Below are 15,416 nucleotides of genomic sequence, written 5' to 3' on the forward strand. Positions count from 1 at the left end.
CACGCCTCCCCCTGACGGGGGAAAGATCGGCGGACTCGGGTCAGCAGCCGTTGAGGATGTTGACCAGGGCCGTCTTCTCACCCGAGTCCATGCTCAGGCCCCAGTACTGCTTCACCTGGACCCACATCCGTGCGTACGTACAACGGTAGGCCGTCCGCGGCGGCAGCCACTTGCCGGGGTCGAGGTCGCCCTTGGCCTGGTTGACGTTGTCGGTGACCGCGATGAGCTGCGGGCGGGTGCGGTCGTTGGCGAACTGCTGGCGCGTGCTGGTGGTCCAGGAATGGGCACCGGAACGCCAGGCCTCGGCGAGCGGGACGACGTGGTCGATGTCGAGGTCGGAGGCGGCGGTCCAGGTGGCGCCGTCGTACTCGGAGTACCAGCTTCCGCTCACCGCGGCGCAGGCCGAGTCCTGGACGACGTTCACGCCGTCCCGCTTGAGGACGGTCTCGCGGGTGTTGCAGGTGCCGGAGACGGTGCTCCAGTGCGGGAAGAGGTCGCGGCTGTAGCCGCTGGTGGACCCCTCGGCCTTCGGCGTGACCGTGGCCAGGTACGCGCGGGCGGCCGAGGCGCTGATGGGGGTGGGCGGGGCGGCCTGGGCGGTCGGCGCGTTGAGGAGGGAGGTGAGCGCGGCAAGTGCCGCCGCTGACGCGAGCACGCCAATTCGACGCGCGTAGACGCTGGGTATGAGTGCCATGAGGGGCTCCCTGGATGCGGGGGGTGTGGCCGTACGGCCCCGGCGGGGCGTGGCCATGCTGACGGCGCCGGGTTTCGAGGGGATGGGCGCCAGGTGACAGCGTGGCGACATGAGCACGTCACATCAAGTCGGGCAAGGGTCCTGATTTAAATGGAAGTTGAGATTCCGCACTCTGGGAGGGGCGGGCGTGGCGGGTGAGGCGGGCCGGTGTGGGGCAAAGCGGTGTGGGGCAGGACGGTGTGGAGCAGCGCGGGGCGGGGCGGGGTAGGTCCGGTGTGGGGCAGGGCGGGACCAAAGGCCCATTCCGGCCGGCCGCGGGCGTCGCGTAGTCTGTTCGGAGCAGAAGGGGAGTAGCTCTTCGCCGGACCGTCGACATACTGCTGGGTCACCCCAGCCGGCGCCCGGAGGCAGGCCACGTACAGCGGCCGGCCAGCGAGACCTTCGGCCGCAGTGTCCTGTCCACGCGTGGGCGCGTTTCGTACGCGCATACGCACACCAGGGTGCCGCCGAGCCGAAGCGACCCCTGAAACACCCCAGGTCTCTCGGTACCGATGGCGTCCTGCCCGACCGATTGAGGTTCCACCCCCGTGTTCAGCTTCAGCATCACGGCGATCGCCTTCGGCGTCGTCTTCCTTGCCGAACTCCCCGACAAGACGGCCCTCGCCGGCCTGATGCTCGGCACGCGCTACCGCGCCTCCTACGTCTTCGCAGGCGTCGCCGCCGCCTTCGCCGTACACGTCGCCCTCGCGATCGCCGCCGGCAGCGTGCTCACCCTCCTCCCGCACCGCCTCGTCCAGGCCGTCGTCGGCATCCTCTTCCTCCTGGGCGCGGCCATGCTGCTCCTGAAGAAGGACGACGGGGAGGAGGAGGTCAAGCCGCCCGCCGACCAGTCCTTCTGGAAGGTCTCGGGGGCCGGCTTCATGCTGATCCTGGTGGCGGAATTCGGTGACCTGACCCAGATCATGACCGCCAACCTCGCCGCGCGGTACGACGACCCCGTCTCCGTCGGCATCGGCGCCGTACTGGCCCTGTGGGCGGTCGCGGGCATCGGCATCCTGGGCGGGCGCACCCTGATGAAGTACGTGCCGCTGCGACTCATCACCAAGATCGCGGCCGCGGTGATGGCGGCGCTGGCCGTCTTTTCGCTGTACGAGGCGATCGCGGGCTGACGGGGGGCGGGGGTTGGCGGGGTCCGGCCCGGAGGCCGGCGGAGGCTGGCGGGGTCCGGCGGGGTCCGGTGGGGGCGGGTCGCAGGTGGGGATATCCCGTTGCGGGAAGTGCGTGTACAGGTCACGCTCGTGCGCGTGACCGACACCACCGCCCCCGCGGGGCCCTCCAGCCCCACAGGCTCCTCCAGCCGACCCGCGCCCCCGGCTGGATCCGTCCCCTCCTCCGACCGCCGGTTCGGCTGGTCCAACATGTTCGTCCACCCCGACGAGGACATCCGGACCGACGGTGGGTTCCAGGGCGAACGGGCCGTGCTCGCCGGCTACCTGCGCGATCAGCGGCTGACGCTGGAGCTCAAGTGCGCGGGCCTCGACGCGGAGGCCCTCGCGCGCCGCTCGGTGGAACCGTCCAACCTGTCCCTGCTCGGTCTCGTACGCCACCTCGCGGGCGTTGAGCAGTACTGGTTCCGGCAGGTCATGGCGGGCCAGGACGTACGCCGCCACTACCGCTCGGAGGACGAACCCGCGGGCGAGTTCACCGGCGCGGTGGCCGACCCGGCGGTGGTCGCGGACGCGTGGGCGCGCTGGCGGGCCGAAGTCGCCTTCGCGGAACAACTCGTCGCGCAGGCCCCCAGCCTGGGCGTCACGGGCGTCACGGGCGTCACGGGCGTTACGGGCGTCACGGGCGTTACGGGCGTCCCGGGCGTCACGGGCGTGACGGGCGGCACAGGCGACGCGGGAGGTGTTGGGGGTGCAGGAGGCGCGGGCGACGAGCCGATGGAACTCCGCGAGGTCCTGGTCCACATGATCGAGGAATACGCCCGCCACAACGGCCACGCGGACTTCCTACGGGAACGCATCGACGGGCGAGTGGGCCAGTAGGGCGGGGCTTCGGGGGAGCGGGATCAGAGAAGCGCGGGTGGGGGTTTCCCGTCAGTCTCATCGTCCTTCCGTGGCGGGCCGGCCCCTCAAGGGCGCTCCTTCGTCGCGTCGCTACGCGATGGCCTTCGGCCACCCTTGACCGACCGACCCGCCACGGAAACCCGAAGACAGCCGAGAAACCCCAAAAAGAACGAGCCGGGCGATCGGAACAGGGGCGGCCCCGTCGGTGGTTTCCGGGCGGGCGTTCCGGTGCGCACCCGATCGCTACGCGCTTCGCACGTCTCAGCGTCTGCCGGCCGTCCTGGGCTGGACAAAAGCCGCCACCGATCGCTACGCGCTTCGCCGGTCCCGGCGACTGCCGGCCGTCTGGGGTTGCTTGGTTAGTTCAATTCCGACACGTCATTGAACATGCTGTTTCGCCAGGAATTCACTATTTCCAGAAAGCTGAATTCTGTGCTGTTGTCGTGATCGTCGATCTTGGGGGCCGGTTCTTTTTCGGATATGACGATCGTGGGGGCGGTGCATGCGCCGGAGGATAGTGCGACGCCGCCCACGGCCAGCGCGGTCACGGTGGTGAACAGGGCGAGACGCGGGGTGCGGGTCATGGGGATCCTCCTCCATGAGGAAGCGGCGGACGGCAGGTGAAGGGCGAGGTGGGCGGGCTAGCCCGTGACTCAATTGAGCTTGATCGGGCGGACGGCGTCATGTCGCTGAATCTCGTGGCTTGACAGCCGCCATGCGGGCATCTTCGGCTGCCTGCAGCTGGTGTCTGATGGCGAGCGGCGGTGTCAGCGTGCGCGACTAGGGTTGCTGATCATCTACTCAAGGGGGCCCCGCCATGGGCATTCATCCTGACGTGGCCATATTGCTCGATCTTGTGCCGGCGGACTTGGCCGGTGGCGAGCGGATCGACTGGGATGCGGCCGAGGCTGCGCTGGGCACCAGGCTGCCGAGTGACTACAAGGCTCTACTGGACACGTACGGCGTGGGCGATCTCGGAGAGCTCGTCATCCTGCCGCCGCTCCCGAGTGACGTGCGCGGGTACGAAAGCTGTCACATCGGAAGCACGACAGCCGGCCTGCGCGGGCTCTGGGAGGACGACTCAGGTGTCCCGGGTGTGGCGCTCGGCGCGGATGCCGTTCTTCCCTGGGGCTCTGGGATGAACGCCAACGAGATGGGCTGGCTCATGAACGGCCCTGACCCGGACAAGTGGCCTGTCGTGGCCTGGCGTCGGCACCACTCGTGGGGCGAGTCGCCTTGGGCTCTGTTCGACTGCGGCATGGTCCGGTTCATGACCCGCATGATGCTGGGCCAGTTCGACGCCTGCCCACTCGGCGACGCTTCCCTCTGGAAGCGGACGGACACCTTCGTCAGCTGGCGCGAGCAACGTCGACGGCATCTGGCCGGGCTGGACCCGTACACCGGCGAGCCCGATCCCTACGCCCACATGTACCCCGCCATTGACGACTAGATATTGATTCCAAGGTCAGTGGTCATAGGCGGTCTGCGAGCGGATGACCGGTCCGCCGGTCTTGTGGTTGTGCCAGATCGCGGCGGTCAGGGCGAGGAGTCGTTGCAGGACGCGGACGGTGACCCCGGCGGGCGTGCGGCCGCCGTGCCGTTCGAGGTCGAGCTGTCCCTTGAGGGTCTGGTTGACCGACTCGATCAGCTGTCGCAGCGGCCTGAACAGCTCGGCTCCGGCCCGTTGGGGTTCGCCCCTGCGGGCCGGCCGCAGCAGACGGACGCCCAAGTCGGCGAGGTCGCGCTCGGCGACGAGGTCTATCTGGACTCACCATGCTGGCCTGCCGTAGTCGCCGCAGCAGCCCGGTTGGCCCAGGTGCTGGTGTCCAACGATCACTCGCGTTGAGCGAGCTGCATGACGCCGGCCATCGCTGGCCGCTCGGTACCGAGACGGTTCCGCCCGGGACGGAAGCCCAGCACGTCGATTCATGAGCGCAGTCGATCCCTTGGAACACCATGATTCTTCCGAAAGATCGTGACCCCCGCTTCATCACCATCCGCCGTGGAGGGACGCTTACGGATTCCGACCATCGGCTGCTGGCTTTGTGGGCTGCCGCGTGCGCGGAGCACGTTCTGCACCTCTTCGAGTCGGTGGAGCCCTCGGACCCACGGCCCCGTGAGGCGATCGAGCAGATTCGGGCATGGGCGTGCGGCGAGATCAGGATGTCTCAGTCCCGAGCGGCGGGTGGTCACGCGATGGCTGCGGCAAGAGTGTTGAGCGGAGCCGCTCGGCACGCCGCCTTCGCTGCCGGCCAGGCGGCTGTCGTGGCGCATGTCGCCGCACACGAACTCGGCGCCGCGGCCTACGCGATCAAGGCCGTGCGTGCGACCGCTCCCGGACGGGAGGGCGAGAGCGCCGGTAGGCTCGAGTGCCTTTGGCAGCGCGAACAGCTACCCGATGAGATTCGTGAACTCGTCTTGGATGACCAGCGGTTGCGAAACGGGATCTGCTGGTCGGTCTTCGACTGTTGACGGGGACGGGTGAACGAGTCAGGTGCCATGCCGGAGCCGGCCTGGTTGATAGCCGCGAACGTCGTGGCTTGGCGTCGGTGAGGACTACGCAGAGACCGCCTCCCCGACGCTGGAGCGGTATGCGCGCCAGTACCGGGCGGAGATCGCGAGATCCAATCCCCACCCTGACCGATGCCTGTGCCACGCCTGTCTCACCGGCGAGTCCGCCCAGCCGGAACGTGTCTCGGCGATGTGGACCGAATCGAGCCCCTGATACCGGCCGCCCCGCGCGTGCTCGCCCCTCAGGTCCCGAGCCAGATCGCGACGGCTGCCACCATCGTGCCTGTGTCCGACCCCAGACGGCCGGCAGCCGCCGGGACCGGCGAAGCGCGTAGCGATCTGTGGCGGCTTATGTCCAGCCCAGGACGGCCGGCAGACGCTGAGACGTGCGAAGCGCGTAGCGATCGGGTGCGCACCGGAACGCCCGCCCGGAAACCACCGACGGGGCCGCCCCTGCTCCGATCGCCCGGCCCGTTCTTTTGGGGGTTTCTCGGCTGTCTTCGGGTTTCCGTGGCGGGTCGGTCGGTCAAGGGTGGCCGAAGGCCATCGCGTAGCGACGCGACGAAGGAGCGCCCTTGAGGGGCCGGCCCGACACGGAAGGACGATGAGACTGACGGGAAACCCCCACCCCGCCTTCTCTGATTCCGCCCGGCCCAGATCCCGCCCCCGAAGCCGGGCCTCAGGCCGTCGCAGCCACCGTGAGCTGGATCGAGCCGTTCTCGGTGCTCGTCACCGTGAGGGTCGTCAGGTCCGCGACGTGGGTCGTCGGGGCGTGGGCGGCTGCGCGGGGGCCCACGCCGATCACGCGCATGCCTGCCGCGCGGCCGGCGGCGATGCCCGCGGCCGAGTCCTCGAACACGATGCAGTCGGCCGGGTCCACGCCCAGTGCGGCGGCGCCCTTGAGGAAGCCCTCGGGGTCGGGCTTGCTGGCCTGGACGGACTCGGCCGTGACCCGTACCGCGGGCATCGGAAGGGCGGCGGCCGTCATCCGGGCCGTGGCCAGGGCGGCGTCGGCGGAGGTGACCAGGGCGTGCGGCAGGGCGGCTATCGCCGCCATGAACGCCGGGGCGCCCGCGACCGGGACCACACCGTCGGTGTCGGCGGTCTCGCGGGCCAGCATCACGGCGTTCTCGGCGTGGTTGATCTCCATCGGACGGTCCGGCAGGAGGACGGCCATGGTGGCGTAGCCCTGGCGGCCGTGCACCACCTTCAGGGCTTCCTCCGGGTCCAGACCGTGGGACAGCGCCCAGTCACGCCAGCACCGCTCGACCACCGCGTCGGAGTTGACGATCGTGCCGTCCATGTCCAGGAGCAGCGCTTTGGCGGTGAGGACGACGGGTGCGGTGGTGGTGCTGGCCGGCATCGGCGGGGCTCCAGACGGGGCGGGAAAAGAGAACAAGTGGTTCCGTCCACCGGTCAGGGAATGAGGACGGAACCACTTTGTTCCCACACGATACAAAACGAAGGGCGGTGTTCGCCACCGGCGGGGGTGTGACCCCTGTCCCTACGGTGTGTCCCCACGCTCGGGGCCCGGCACGCTGTGCCCCCGCGACATGGGCTGTCCCACGGCACGGTGTGTCCCCACGCCACGGTGTCCCCACGTAGCCGCTCCCGGCAGCGGCTACCCCTCCAGCGCCTTGCGGGTCACCGGACCGTAGATGCCCCACTCCTGGTCGTCGATGCCGCGGGAGTACTGGAACTCCGACAGCGCGTCCTCGACCCGCCAGTCGAACTTCCCGTGGAACTTGCCCCGGTACAGGCCCTGCGCCGACAGCAGCCGCTGCAGCTTCTCCACCTCCGGACCCGAGTCGCCGTAACGCAGGATCGGGGCCTGCGAGGGCGGCGGGGTGGACGAGCGGCTCGCGCTGGGCGACGGGCTCGCGGACGGGGGCGCGGACGTACGGGACGCGCTCGGTGACGGGGACGGCGACGCCGACTTCGAGGCGCTCGGCGACGGGGAGGCCGAAGCGGACGGGCCGCCCGAGGCCTGGGTGGGGGTCGGGGACGGTGCGGCCGGGGCTGCGCTCACCGCGGGCGACGGCGCCTTCGCGTCGAGCAGGGTGACCTCGTTCCCCGAGTCGCTCGGAAGCACCCAGACCGCCATGGCCGTCCCGCTGAGGGCGACCACCGCCGCGGCACCGAGGAGCAGCGCCAGCGGGCGGCGAGAACCGGAGCCGTTTCGCTTCTCCGGGCCCCCGCCCCCGCCCCCACCCCCTCCCTCGCCCGTTCCGCCTCTGCCGCCGTCTATGCCGCCGCCTGTGCCCATGCCTGCGCCTGCGGGCGGGTGGTCCGGATCCGGGATGGCCCAGAGGCGGGTCGTGTCGGCCAGGTGCGGGGCGTGCACCGGTGGACCGTCCTGCCACGGGACCGTCGGCGGCGCGACAGGTATCCCGTACGCCGGGGTGTCGTCCTGCGCCGGCTCCGGGCGCGGGTTCGGGGTGACCACGCCGGATATCGGCGGCGGGGACACCTCGTCCGGCTCGCCCGGGTTGGACAGCGTCACGTACGGACGGATGCGCAAGGGGTTGAAACCCACACCCGGCGCACACCCGCAGCCGGCGCCGACAGCGCCGCAATCTGGACAGTGCTCACCGCTCACTGGACTCCTTCCCTGGCCGTTGCCTGCGATTATGCAGACCCGCCGGAGTGCTCCTCACCAGCCCGAGAGGCCATAACCGGACACACCGCTCAGGATGGAGATGTTGATCCGGCCTGAGGAGGAATGATGGCTCAGGATGTGACCACGGATGCCGTGGGCCCCGGTCGCGGCCCGCGGAAGCCCGGCCCCGTCTCCGAACACACCTCCCGCGAGGTCCTCGTCTCCATCGGCGCCCTGCTGCTGGGCCTGCTGATCGCCGCGCTCGACCAGACCATCGTCTCCACCGCCCTGCCGACCATCGTCAGCGAACTCGGCGGCATGGCCCACCTCTCCTGGGTCGTCACCGCCTACATGCTCGCCTCCACCGCGGCCACCCCCCTGTGGGGGAAGCTCGGCGACCAGTACGGACGCAAGAAGCTCTTCCAGTACGCCATCGTCATCTTCCTGATCGGGTCGGCGCTCTGCGGGCTCGCCCAGGACATGCCCCAGCTCATCGGCTTCCGCGCCCTCCAGGGCCTGGGCGGCGGCGGACTGATCGTGCTGTCGATGGCGATCGTCGGCGACATCGTCCCGCCCCGCGAACGCGGCAAATACCAGGGCCTCTTCGGCGCCGTCTTCGGCGCGACCAGCGTGCTGGGCCCACTGCTGGGCGGCCTCTTCGTGGACCACCTGTCCTGGCGCTGGGTCTTCTACATCAACCTCCCCATCGGTCTCGTCGCGCTCGTCGTCATCGCCGCCGTCCTGCACATCCCGGCCCGCTCCTCCAAGCACACCATCGATTACATCGGCACCTTCCTCATCGCCTGCGTCGCCACCTGCCTCGTCCTCGTCGCCTCCCTCGGCGGCACCTGGGGCTGGGGCTCCGCCCGGATCATCGGCCTCGCCGTCCTCGGCGCCGCGCTGCTCGCCGTCTTCGTCTTCGTGGAACGCAAGGCCGCCGAACCCGTCCTCCCACTGGGCCTGTTCCACATCCGCACCTTCACCCTCTGCTCGGCGATCAGCTTCGTCGTCGGCTTCGCGATGTTCGGTGCGATGGTCTACCTGCCGACCTTCCTCCAGGTCGTCCAAGGCGTCTCACCGACCATGTCGGGCGTCCACATGCTGCCGATGGTGCTCGGCATGCTGATCTCCTCCACCGCCTCCGGCCAGATCGTCAGCCGCACCGGCCGCTGGAAGGTCTTCCCGATCGCCGGCACCGGCGTCACCGCCATCGGCCTGCTCCTCCTGCACCAGCTGCACCGCACCAGCTCCACCTGGGAGATGAGCATCTACTTCTTCGTCTTCGGTGCCGGTCTCGGCCTGGTCATGCAGGTACTCGTCCTGGTCGTGCAGAACGCCGTCAGCTACGCCGACCTCGGCGTCGCCACCTCCGGTGCCACCTTCTTCCGCTCCATCGGCGCCTCCTTCGGCGTCGCGATCTTCGGCACGGTCTTCACCAACGGGCTCGAGAACAAGCTCGCCGCCTCCCTCGCGGATGTCCAGCTGCCCGCCGGAGCCGGCGTCGCGCAGCTGGAGGCCGACCCGCGGGCCATCACCACGCTCCCGGCCGGCATTCGTCCCCGCGTGCTCGACGCCTACGCCGAAGCCATCACCGACGTCTTCCTCTACGCCGTGCCGATCGTCCTGGTCGCCTTCGTGATCGCCTGCTTCCTGAAGGAGGACAAGCTCCGCACCTCGGTCACCGCACCCGATGTGACCGAGACCCTGGCCTCCAACCCGGTCCACCGCTCCTCCCGTGACGAGGTCGCCCGCGCACTGTCGGTCCTCGGCACCCGCGAGGGCCGCCGCCACGTCTACGAGAAGATCACCGCGAAGGCGGGCTACGACCTGCTGCCCGCCGCCAGCTGGCTGCTGCTGCGGATCAAGAAGTACGGCTCCACCGAGCCCGCGCTGCTCGCCGAGCGAACCAACGTGCCACTGAAGGCCGTCACGGAAGCCGCCCGCCAGGTCGAGGGGCGCGGGCTCGCCACCCGCGACGGACTGGCGTTGATCCTGACCGACAAGGGGCGCGAGACCGCCGAGAGGCTCGCCGAGGCCCGGCAGGAGTCCCTCGCCGAACTGCTCGGCGACTGGTGGGGCCCGGACCGCCCGACCGACCTGATCAAGCTGGTCGAGGAGATCAATACGGAGCTGTGCGGATCCGACGCCGAGGAGCCCTACGACGCCGCGCCGCGACGGGACCACGCCGCGCACTAGACCCGTGCCGTGCGGTGGGCCCCTGCGGGGTCAGACCGGGGGTCAGACCGGGGGGCAGGTCACGGGTCAGACCAGGCGCTTCTCGAACCAGTGCTCCGCGTACGGGCCCGAGCTGTACGCGGGTATCTCCGCGTACCCGTGACGCGCGTACAACGCGCGGGCCTCGACGAGATCCGACCGGGTGTCCAGCCGGACCCGCTCCGCGCCCAGCGCACGGGCCTGCGCCTCCAGCACCCCGAGCAGCGCCGCCCCGCCGCCGGTACCGCGGGCGCGCGGGTCGACATACACCTTGGTGAGCTCGGCGGTGGCGGGGTCGAGCAGGCGCAGGCCGCCGCACGCGAGGGGCTCGCCTGCGCGCCGGCCCACGACGAACTGGCCCGTCGGCGGGAGCAGCCCGTCGTCCGGGAAGTCCAGCAGCCCCTGGTCGATCTCGGCTTCGGTGACCTGCCGTTTCCAGTACCGGCCGGCGACCTCGGCGTAGTACGCGCGGCGCAGGAGCGTGGCGTCGGGGGAGGTGACGGGTTCGGGGACGGCGGTCCACGACGCGGAGGCCGCGAGAGGTGCGGTGGCCGTGCGGCGCTCGCCGCCGAGCCGGCCGCCGCCGAGCCGGCCGCCGCCGAGCGGGTCGCCGTGCCTGCCGCGCTGGTCACTGGGTGTGTTGATCGTGTTCATGGAGTCATTGTGGAGTTCGCGGCGGAAGTCCCGCGTGGAATATCCACAACGCCGGGCCGATGATAGGTAAAGGACATTTCGCGCGACCCGGAGGGTGTGAAACGCCATGTCAGAGCATCCCGACTGTGCCTTGGTCCGCCGCGGCTACGAGGCCTTCGGCAAGGGCGACCTGGAGACGATGGGCACGCTGCTGACGGCTGACGTGATCCACCACGTGCCCGGCAGCAACCCCATGTCCGGGCACCACAAGGGCCGCGAGAACGTGCTCGACTTCTACCGCCGGCTCGGCGAGGAGACGAAGGGCACCTTCCAGGTCCACCTGGAATCGGTGCTGGCGGACGGGCGGGGGCACGTGATGAGTTTCCACACGGCGCGCGGTGACCGCGGCGACCGCGGCATCGAGATCCGCGAAGGGCTCTTCTTCACGATCGTCGGCCACAAGATCACCGACATCGACCAGTGCACCGCGGACATCGACGAGGAAGACGCCTTCTGGAGCTGACGCACGCCCCCGACGCACATCCCTCAGGGGTGCGGAGTGGGGGGGGGGGGGGGGGGGGGGGGGGGGGGCGTGCCCCCCCCCCCCCCCCCCCCCCCCCCCGCACCCCGCACCCCTGACGGGTCAGGCCTTCTTCGGCGCCGCCTGCTGCACGACCTCGAACGACCACACCGTCGACGCCGAAGCCGCCGGCCTCGGCCGCTCGCCGCCGCCCTCGCCGCCCTCGGAACCCGCGCCGCCGCCCTGGTGAGCGGCCTTCATCGGCCCCTCCATCCACGCCTGGAAGTCCTCCTCCGAACGCCAGCGCGTGTAGACGAGGTACTGGTCGGTGCCCTCCACCGGGCGCAGCAGCTCGAACCATTCGAACCCGTCCGAACCCTCCACCGTCCCGGCCCGAGAGGCGAAGCGCCGCTCCAGAACTTCCCGCTGCTCGGCGGGAACCGTCAGTGCGTTGATCTTCACGATGCTCATGGGAGCCATCCTAGGTATCCCGCGGGAGATATCGTCGTGCGGGTAATGGAGCGCGGCAGCCAGGCGAAGTCAGGGTTGCGGTCAACAGGGCGGGAGGCCGGCGAGGCGTGGCTAACGCGGCAGAGCACAGTGGTGCGAACGGACATGCCGGGGTCATAGGCGATAGCGGCAGGCTCGGGGCGGCACGCCTCCTCCTGTGGGCGCTGGCGGGCGCCCTCGCCGTCAGACAGGCGGCCGCGGTGCTGCGGGTGCCACCCGGCGAGTGGCTCAGCGGCCTGCACCTTCCCGCCGCCCTCCCCGGCTCGCTCTACGACTCCGGCCAGTTCGCCGGCACCCCCTTCGCCGGGCTGGTCCTGAAGCCGCTCGTCGGCTTCGCCGCCCCCTCCCTGGAGGTGGCCTGGACCTGCGTGACGCTGCTGTGCGTCGCCGCGATCGGGCTCGTCGCCGCGCGCGGCCTGCCCGACCCCGTGCCGCGGCGCACCGCGCTGCTCGCCGCGCCCGTGCTGACCGCGCTGATGATGGTCTCGCTGCCCGTCCGCGAGGCCGCCTCACCGGGCCAGACCGCCGTCCTGCCGGTGCTGCTGGTGCTCCTGGCGGTCTTCCGCGTGCCCGGAGACCGGCCCGCGGGCTTCCTCGTCGGCCTCGCGGCCGCGCTCCAGCCGGCGCTGCTGCTGTTCGCCCCGCTGCTGTGGCTGTCCGGGCGCCGCCCCGCAGCCCGCACCGCCGCCGTGACCTTCGCCGGAGCCACCGCGCTGTCCTGGGCGGCCATGCCGCGCGACTCCTGGACGTACTGGGCCCAGCACCTGGCCGGCACCGGCCTCGGCGGCGCCCCCGACAGCCTCGCCAACCAGTCCGTGCACGGTGCGCTGCTGCGCCTGGGCCTGAGCGGCCCCGCCGAGATCCTGCTCTACGCGGTCCTCGCGGGCGCCGTCGTCTGGTGCGGCCTGCGCCGTGCGGTCCGCTACGCCCGTGACGGTCAGCTGCTGCTCGCCGTCGCCGTCACCGGCTGTGTGGCCGTCGCCGTGGCCCCGACCGGCTGGCGCCACCAGCTGCTGTGGGTGCTGCTCGCCGTCGCCGGCAAGGTGGGCCGGCGCGCCGCCGACCGGCCCGTGTGGCCGGTGGCCGTGGTCCTCGCCATGACCCTGCCGAGCTCCGTGCTGCTGCCGAACCTGGCCGCACTGGCCCCCGTACGGGACAACGTGCTGCTGCTCGCCGCGCTCGCCGCGGCCTGCGCGGTGCCGTTCCTGCCGCGCTCGTCGCCGTACTGGCGCGAGCCCGTACCGACCGCCTACGGGCAGCCGGCCGCCGCCCGCTGGCAGCGGGTGCCGCTGCTGCCGTTCTGGCGGCGCGTGCTGTTCCGCCCGAACCTACTGCTGGAACTCCTGCTGATACGGGTCGGCTACTCGCTCTACTCGCACATCCGGGCCGCCGCGCCCACCAGCCGCACCCTCGCCGAGGGCAACGGCAGCCAGATCCACGGCATCGAGAAGGCGCTCGGCATCGACATCGAGCACGCCGTGAACCACGCCGTCGTGAACACGCCCTGGCTGGAGGCGTTCTTCAACTTCTACTACACCTCCTTCCACTTCGTGGTCCCGCTGACGATCCTGGCGGTCCTGTACTGGCGGCGCCCCGGCGACTACCGCTGGGCCCGCGCCTCCCTGGGCCTGGCCACCGTCCTCGCGCTCGTCGGCTTCTGGCTGTACCCGCTCGCGCCGCCGCGCCTGATGCCCGGCCTCGACTTCATCGACACCGTCCACGGACCGCAGGACCTCGCCAACCCCTCGTACGGGGCGATGACCGCGATCTCCAACCAGTACGCGGCGATGCCCTCGCTGCACTTCGGCTGGTCGCTGTGGTGCGGGATCGTGATCGTCGTGCTCGCGCCGAAGGGCTGGCAGAAGCTGCTCGGGGCGCTGCACCCGCTGATCACGGTGTGCGCGATCGTCGCCACCGCCAACCACTGGGTGCTGGACGCGGTGGGCGGCGCGGTCGTCGTGACCGCCGGCTTCGGGCTCGTGTACGTGCTGTCCGGGCCGCGGAGGCTGCAGGTGAGCCTCCCGGGGCAGCGCCGCAGCGACGAGGAGCAGCCGGTGGGGGCCGGGGCGCGGAGTTCGTAGGCGCCCCTCGGGGGTGTGCGCGGCCTTCAGGGTGCCGGCGGGATGTTCTGGTTGAGGCGGAAGAGGTTGCCGGGGTCGTAGCGGCGTTTCAGCTCGCGCAGCCGCCGGTACTTCCGCGCCCCGTACGCCTGCTCCACGCGCTCCTCGCCCTCCTCCATCAGGAAGTTCGAGTACACCCCGGTGTGGTGGGGGGCGAGGGCCGACCACAGGCCGCGCGCCCACGTCCGCTCGGCCTCGAAGCCGTCGGCGCCCTCCGTCGTCCCGTTGATGTTGAACGTGTGCCCGGCGCCGCGCCCGCCGAAGGCCGTCTCGTCCTCCCCGACGCGGGCGATGGCCCCGCCGAGCTGGAAGATCGGGAAGGCGGTGAGCGGCGAGACGATCCGGGCCGCGTGCTCGGCCGTACGGTCGATGACCTCGTCGGTGAGCCGGTCGACGTCGCAGGACTTGAAGTAGTACCAGCGGCCGTGCGGGAACGACGGGTCGAACATCGCCTGGTGCTCGGTGAACGGCTTCGGCGCGCACAGGTCCAGCACGGGCGCGGAGCCGGTGCCGGACTCGCGCAGCGGCCGCAGCACCTCCTGCCCGTCCTCGACGGGCCCCGCGTAGCAGCAGACCACCATCACGACGGGCTGTCCGCGCAGTTCGGCCGGCACGTAGTCGACGGCGGGCGCCTTGCGGTGGACGATCGCCGTGGTCAGCTCGTCCGGCACGTCGGTGATCCACTCGCGGTAGAAGCGCAGCAGCCGCGCCGACTCGGCCATCGGCCAGACGACGGGCCCGGCCAGCACCACCGGCCCCAGCGGATTGAGGCGGAACTCGAACTCGGTGACGATCCCGAAGTTCCCGCCGCCACCGCGCACCCCCCAGAACAGATCGGGGTTCTCGTCCGCGCTCGCCTTCAGGAACGTTCCGTCGGCGGTCACCAGGTCCACGGACAGCAGCTGGTCGATGGTGAGCCCGTACTTGCGCATCAGCCAGCCGATGCCGCCGCCGAGGGTGAGCCCGGCCAGGCCGGTGTGCGTGACGATCCCGGCCGGGACGGCCAGCCCGAAGGCCTGCGTCTCCCGGTCCAGCTCGCCGAGCAGCACCCCCGCCTGCGCCCTGACCGTACGGGCCTCGGGGTCCACGCGGATCCCGCGCATCGGGGAGAGGTCGATGACGATGCCGTCGTCGCACACCGACTGGCCGGGGAAGCTGTGGCCGCCGGAGCGCACGGCGAGGGGGAGCCCGGAGGCGGCCGCGAAGCGGACGGCGTCGATGACGTCGGCGACGCCCGTGCAGTAGGCGATGAGGGCGGGGGAGCGGTCGACGGAGCCGTTCCAGATCCGACGGTCCTCGTCGTAGGAGGGGTCTCCGGGCCGCACCTGCCGCCCCCGGAAGGACTGGCTGAGCATGGCCATGTGTTCAGTCTGGCACTGGGGGATCGGCGTCGCTCGTGGGTCCGGCCCTGCCCGCCGCGGGCCGAAGGGGGGGCGGGGGAAACCCGGCCCCCGCGCCCCCCCCGCTGGAGCCCCACCGTTCTTCCGGGGTGACCCGTTTCGGTCCGTCCCCCCCCCCGGCGGGGAGCGGTCCCCGTCCCCCCCAC

14 protein-coding genes and 1 pseudogene are annotated in these 15,416 nt (G+C 71.1%); 7 read left to right on the forward strand and 8 right to left on the reverse strand.

All coding sequences use genetic code 11. The annotated features are described in order from the left end of the window. Positions 1 to 40: 40 nt before the first annotated feature. A complete protein-coding gene (locus tag ACZ4VT_RS30295; RefSeq protein ID WP_467954461.1) occupies positions 41 to 685 on the reverse strand; it encodes an HNH endonuclease family protein in 645 nt (214 codons plus the stop codon). A gap of 596 nt (positions 686 to 1,281) precedes the next feature. On the opposite strand from ACZ4VT_RS30295, the gene ACZ4VT_RS30300 reads away from it, so the two are divergent. Beyond that, positions 1,282 to 1,863: a TMEM165/GDT1 family protein gene (locus ACZ4VT_RS30300; RefSeq protein WP_030711384.1), complete on the forward strand. Its 582-nt coding sequence runs from the start codon at positions 1,282 to 1,284 to the stop codon at positions 1,861 to 1,863. 249 nt (positions 1,864 to 2,112) lie between these two features. Next, positions 2,113 to 2,742, forward strand: coding sequence for a DinB family protein (locus tag ACZ4VT_RS30305; protein ID WP_467954463.1), 630 nt, complete (start codon positions 2,113 to 2,115; stop codon positions 2,740 to 2,742). A 380-nt stretch (positions 2,743 to 3,122) separates the two neighbouring features. Here ACZ4VT_RS30305 and ACZ4VT_RS30310 read toward each other — a convergent pair whose 3' ends face one another. Beyond that, positions 3,123 to 3,347 carry a hypothetical protein gene (locus tag ACZ4VT_RS30310; RefSeq protein ID WP_467954431.1) on the reverse strand — a complete coding sequence of 75 codons (225 nt, stop codon included), beginning with the start codon at positions 3,345 to 3,347 and terminating at the stop codon, positions 3,123 to 3,125. 233 nt (positions 3,348 to 3,580) lie between these two features. Here ACZ4VT_RS30310 and ACZ4VT_RS30315 point away from each other — a divergent pair, with 233 nt between their 5' ends. Continuing rightward, positions 3,581 to 4,213, forward strand: coding sequence for an SMI1/KNR4 family protein (locus tag ACZ4VT_RS30315; protein ID WP_467954433.1), 633 nt, complete (start codon positions 3,581 to 3,583; stop codon positions 4,211 to 4,213). Between the two features lie 15 nt (positions 4,214 to 4,228). Here ACZ4VT_RS30315 and ACZ4VT_RS30320 read toward each other — a convergent pair. Continuing rightward, a pseudogene (locus ACZ4VT_RS30320) lies at positions 4,229 to 4,510 on the reverse strand (IS982 family transposase); the annotation flags it as partial. Between the two features lie 209 nt (positions 4,511 to 4,719). Between ACZ4VT_RS30320 and ACZ4VT_RS30325 the strand changes: the two are divergent. Then, the gene (locus ACZ4VT_RS30325; RefSeq protein WP_467954435.1) at positions 4,720 to 5,235 is read left to right on the forward strand and encodes a putative immunity protein; all 516 of its coding nucleotides are present in this window, start codon (positions 4,720 to 4,722) and stop codon (positions 5,233 to 5,235) included. A 718-nt stretch (positions 5,236 to 5,953) separates the two neighbouring features. Here ACZ4VT_RS30325 and ACZ4VT_RS30330 read toward each other — a convergent pair. Beyond that, the gene (locus ACZ4VT_RS30330; RefSeq protein ID WP_467954437.1) at positions 5,954 to 6,637 is read right to left on the reverse strand and encodes an HAD-IA family hydrolase; all 684 of its coding nucleotides are present in this window, start codon (positions 6,635 to 6,637) and stop codon (positions 5,954 to 5,956) included. A gap of 258 nt (positions 6,638 to 6,895) precedes the next feature. Further along, a complete protein-coding gene (locus ACZ4VT_RS30335) occupies positions 6,896 to 7,795 on the reverse strand; it encodes a peptidoglycan-binding domain-containing protein (RefSeq protein WP_467954439.1) in 900 nt (299 codons plus the stop codon). A 204-nt stretch (positions 7,796 to 7,999) separates the two neighbouring features. Here ACZ4VT_RS30335 and ACZ4VT_RS30340 point away from each other — a divergent pair, with 204 nt between their 5' ends. Beyond that, positions 8,000 to 10,069: a DHA2 family efflux MFS transporter permease subunit gene (locus ACZ4VT_RS30340; protein ID WP_467954441.1), complete on the forward strand. Its 2,070-nt coding sequence runs from the start codon at positions 8,000 to 8,002 to the stop codon at positions 10,067 to 10,069. Positions 10,070 to 10,135: 66 nt separating this feature from the next. Here the strand turns inward: ACZ4VT_RS30340 and ACZ4VT_RS30345 are convergent, their stop codons facing one another. Next, complete coding sequence (locus ACZ4VT_RS30345; RefSeq protein WP_467954465.1) at positions 10,136 to 10,564, reverse strand: GNAT family N-acetyltransferase; 429 nt, start codon at positions 10,562 to 10,564, stop codon at positions 10,136 to 10,138. A gap of 283 nt (positions 10,565 to 10,847) precedes the next feature. Here ACZ4VT_RS30345 and ACZ4VT_RS30350 point away from each other — a divergent pair, with 283 nt between their 5' ends. Continuing rightward, a complete protein-coding gene (locus ACZ4VT_RS30350) occupies positions 10,848 to 11,243 on the forward strand; it encodes a nuclear transport factor 2 family protein (RefSeq protein WP_467954443.1) in 396 nt (131 codons plus the stop codon). Positions 11,244 to 11,363: 120 nt separating this feature from the next. Here the strand turns inward: ACZ4VT_RS30350 and ACZ4VT_RS30355 are convergent, their stop codons facing one another. Further along, positions 11,364 to 11,711, reverse strand: a complete 348-nt coding sequence (locus ACZ4VT_RS30355; RefSeq protein ID WP_467954445.1) for an antibiotic biosynthesis monooxygenase family protein — start codon at positions 11,709 to 11,711, stop codon at positions 11,364 to 11,366. A gap of 107 nt (positions 11,712 to 11,818) precedes the next feature. On the opposite strand from ACZ4VT_RS30355, the gene ACZ4VT_RS30360 reads away from it, so the two are divergent. After that, a complete protein-coding gene (locus tag ACZ4VT_RS30360; RefSeq protein WP_467954447.1) occupies positions 11,819 to 13,831 on the forward strand; it encodes a bifunctional glycosyltransferase 87/phosphatase PAP2 family protein in 2,013 nt (670 codons plus the stop codon). A 26-nt stretch (positions 13,832 to 13,857) separates the two neighbouring features. Here the strand turns inward: ACZ4VT_RS30360 and ACZ4VT_RS30365 are convergent, their stop codons facing one another. Further along, complete coding sequence (locus ACZ4VT_RS30365) at positions 13,858 to 15,231, reverse strand: FAD-binding oxidoreductase (RefSeq protein ID WP_467954449.1); 1,374 nt, start codon at positions 15,229 to 15,231, stop codon at positions 13,858 to 13,860. Positions 15,232 to 15,416: the final 185 nt, after the last annotated feature.

The organism is Streptomyces sp. NPDC029164, from assembly GCF_055563995.1.